Origin of the sequence: Endozoicomonas sp. SESOKO1 (assembly GCF_024606265.1) — a bacterium.
Taxonomy (GTDB): domain Bacteria; phylum Pseudomonadota; class Gammaproteobacteria; order Pseudomonadales; family Endozoicomonadaceae; genus Endozoicomonas.
In genome coordinates, this window is sequence record NZ_JAHHPP010000314.1 from 1 (window position 1) to 3,182 (window position 3,182).

General features: G+C 54.3%; 7 protein-coding genes. 5 read left to right on the plus strand and 2 right to left on the minus strand.

Annotation, left to right across the window (positions count from 1 at the left end):
- The first annotated feature begins 126 nt into the window (after window positions 1-126).
- From KDK13_RS14025 to KDK13_RS14045, 5 genes are all read left to right on the plus strand, one after another.
- Window positions 127-318: a hypothetical protein gene (locus KDK13_RS14025; RefSeq protein ID WP_257285598.1), complete on the plus strand. Its 192-nt coding sequence runs from the start codon at window positions 127-129 to the stop codon at window positions 316-318.
- On the plus strand, window positions 278-745 hold the full coding sequence (locus KDK13_RS14030; protein ID WP_257285599.1) for a hypothetical protein: 468 nt from the start codon (window positions 278-280) through the stop codon (window positions 743-745). The genes KDK13_RS14025 and KDK13_RS14030 overlap by 41 nt, the downstream gene beginning before the upstream one ends.
- Complete coding sequence (locus KDK13_RS14035) at window positions 729-1,199, plus strand: hypothetical protein (protein WP_257285600.1); 471 nt, start codon at window positions 729-731, stop codon at window positions 1,197-1,199. The genes KDK13_RS14030 and KDK13_RS14035 overlap by 17 nt, the downstream gene beginning before the upstream one ends.
- 108 nt (window positions 1,200-1,307) lie before the next feature.
- Window positions 1,308-1,505, plus strand: coding sequence for a hypothetical protein (locus KDK13_RS14040; protein WP_257285601.1), 198 nt, complete (start codon window positions 1,308-1,310; stop codon window positions 1,503-1,505).
- Between the two features lie 5 nt (window positions 1,506-1,510).
- On the plus strand, window positions 1,511-1,762 hold the full coding sequence (locus KDK13_RS14045) for a hypothetical protein (RefSeq protein ID WP_257285602.1): 252 nt from the start codon (window positions 1,511-1,513) through the stop codon (window positions 1,760-1,762).
- A gap of 237 nt (window positions 1,763-1,999) precedes the next feature.
- Here the strand turns inward: KDK13_RS14045 and KDK13_RS14050 are convergent, their stop codons facing one another.
- Both KDK13_RS14050 and KDK13_RS14055 read right to left on the minus strand, forming a co-directional pair.
- Window positions 2,000-2,290 (minus strand): hypothetical protein, encoded by a 291-nt coding sequence (locus tag KDK13_RS14050; RefSeq protein WP_257285603.1) that lies wholly within the window; start codon window positions 2,288-2,290, stop codon window positions 2,000-2,002.
- Window positions 2,291-2,460: 170 nt separating this feature from the next.
- A partial coding sequence (locus KDK13_RS14055; RefSeq protein ID WP_257285604.1) for a hypothetical protein occupies window positions 2,461-3,182 on the minus strand: 722 nt, incomplete at its 5' end.

Sequence of the window (3,182 nt, forward strand, 5' to 3'; positions counted from 1 at the left end):
GTTCTGGTGTCTAGCCAGGTTCATGGACGAGCGGGACCAAGCCTACCACAAACAGATGATATTTGTGAATTCGCAAGACAAAACCCGCGAATCAGGCGTCCGAATCATAGCAACCGGAGAGACGATATGAAAACCACCCAATACCCTCTAACCCTGCTCGACAAACCCAACCAGCGCCGTCGGCTGAACCGCGATGTGCGCCACTACCAGCACAACGGTGGCCGCATTACCCGACTGGGCACCGGCACGGCACGCGGTCTCTGCCCGGTCAATTTGAATGACGTGGAGCAACTGTGCGGCCATTACCGTGAGCTGTGACCGGTCGGCCATTGGCCGTAAATCCCGCACCAAGGGCGCAGCGGCCGAGCGTGAGTTTTGCCGCCGGGTAGCGTCACTGACCAAGGGCCGCGTCAACCTGCAGCGCAACCTGGCGCAGTGCCGCGACCGTGGCGACGACACCGGCGTCTACCACTTCAGCATTGAAATCAAACGCCACCGCACCGCCACCGATGGCCAGGTCAAACAGTGGTGGCAGCAGTGCCAGGCCAATGCCAGCGCACAGGACAAGGTACCGGTACTGGCCTTTCGCCCGGACCAGCAACACTGGCAGGTGGTCATGCACCCGAATTACTTTTTTGCCGAAGCCGACGTGCGCGGCTGCGTGCGCATGGACATCGAACTGTTCTGCCAATACCTGCAAGACCCACAGGCGATGTTTGGAATCCGCCATGCGCCGCCGGCCTGACGTCATTGACGCCCTGCTGGAGAACTGGGCCAGCTGGCGGTTCATTTACCAGAACCTGGAGTTCGGCACCGGCAACAGCAGCATTGTGCGTTTTTCAGAACCGTGGAGCACGACGGGAAGCCACAGCGTGCCACTGTGGCAGGGTCGGCGCACCGGTCGCGCCTTGCTGGCGCTGAACCACGACCTGACCCGGGCGCTGGATTCGCTGTCTGTCACACGCCTGGTCGCATGGTATGGCACCGCCGGTCCCATTGACCGAAAAGCCAGCGCCCTGGGCATGACCGTCAACGACCTGCAGGCATTGTGTCACCGCGCCCGGTGCATTGCCCTGTCCCATATCCCCCAACACCTCACTGCGGAGATTGTTCACCGTGATCGTTACCGGCATCGAAGCCCAAAACCGGAAGGTACTGCACGGCCATTGCCACCAGTGCCTGCACCGCATCAAGACTGAACGCAATCCCTGGCGGATTGTGCAACTGCTGGATCATGAACTGGCGCACCGCCAGCGACCACGGCTGATCAACGGGTTGCTGCAGCGGCTGGATTATCGGAGGCAGATATGAATTTCTATTTTACTTTTGGCCATGGCCATATCGGTTTTCCCGGGTACGTAAAAATCACCGCTCCCGATCTTGCCAAGGCACGGGAGACCATGGTCAAACATTACGGCCAGCAATGGTGTAACCAGCTGGACAGCTTGAACGAAGTCGACCCTATGGATCGTTACCTGCAGGACACCCTGGTATGGCCGGAGTAGACAAAATGAAGATCAACATGGACCACATGCGCTGTCAAATGACCGGTGCGCTCAATTACCTGGGTCGTGACCTGGTGGCATTGCTGGTTACCTTGCCGGAGGATGAACGGGAAGACTTGATGGACGCGTTCAAGAACCTGGCAGGCTATATCGGCGGGTTGAACTGTATGTACATGGATAACGACTCACAGTTCAATGACGTCAGTGAACAAGTGACGGTGATGGATATTTACGAAGTGATGGGCAACCAGGATTGAAGCACCGGCCCCGGAGCATGTGGTGATGTCGCGGGCCGGTGGCTGACTGGTCAGCGGTTACAGTATAAGACAGTGTGCAGGTGTGGGTATGAAGGCAATCGGGTGGGACGATGGGAAGGGCTGTGCGGTACTGGAGAAGTATTGCAAAAAGTGCGGGGAGTTTTACCCGATGACCGGTGAGTTCTGGTATCGGGACAGGCGCTCAGGGGATGGGTTCAGGCATTGTTGCAAAGGGTGTTATTCACAGTTGCCGTCGGTGGTGCGGCGGATGTCCTGCCGATAGGTTTCACGGTCTGTCAGCAATTTTCTATCGTCATCAGTCAGACCAAAAAAGGCCGGTTGATTCAGCAGTGTCCGTTCTATCAGTTTAATGACCTGATAATCGCTGTCGATTAACAGCGGACAGCTGCTGATATGACCTCTTGCTTCCAAGCGCGACATGGTCAGGATTTTTACCCGGTCCGGTATGCCGTCCAGTGGCAAACACTCATCAATAATAATTAACGTGTCAATGTCGGCGTACGGCACATTTAATCCGCATGAAAACTGGTATTTCCTTATCTCAGCTGCGTCATCGCATGCCAGGATTTTTCGATAAAGCCGTGCATATATACAGCTGAAGTCCAAAGTGTCCGTGGTCGCTATCCATACCCGGTATCCTTTTATACTGTCTGAATCCATAAATATTGTTGATGTCATTACAGCTGGCCTTCTATCTTGATATTAGTAATACCGGCATTGCCGCTGATTCGTTCCAGTTTCATGTGGCTGAAAGCTGCGCCATCATAATTGAAAGGGTTAATGTTCAGCACCACGGTGCGGCCACCAGTACCGGATAATGTGTAGTTTTTGCAATACATTCCATCACCCTGGCCTGTGCAACAACGGCCAGATTTTGTCACGGTGTAGGTCTGGTAAGAAGTGATTAATGACGTATCGGACAGTCTAAAAGTGGTCAGCTGCGTGGACACGCCGTCTTTTGTGACACCAAAGACACCCATCAATGAATCGTTCCAGCTGCCCTGATCAAATGACGCTGTGTGTTGGTCACATGAAATCCCTGTGCCATGATTCGGCGCGGTTACCGTGACAATAAAAGCAATCGACCGTGTTCCAAACCGATTAAAATTGGCGTATACCGCCTCCTGATTGCCTGCATCGCCGTACTGTTCTGTACCGTCCCCGGTGTAATTGAACGACGCCAATTCAGCGATCAGCACCGAACCATTGGCAAATACATCAAAAACCTGGCCTTTGTTGTAAAAATAACGAACAGTGCCAGCGCCCTGATCAGCTTCAGTCGTGGATACCAGGATATTACCCCCGGCGATAATGACCGCACCTTCAATGATACCTCCGTGAATTCTTGAGCCTTCGATTTTTCCGCCTTTAATACTGGCTCCCAGTACAGTGCCAGCAG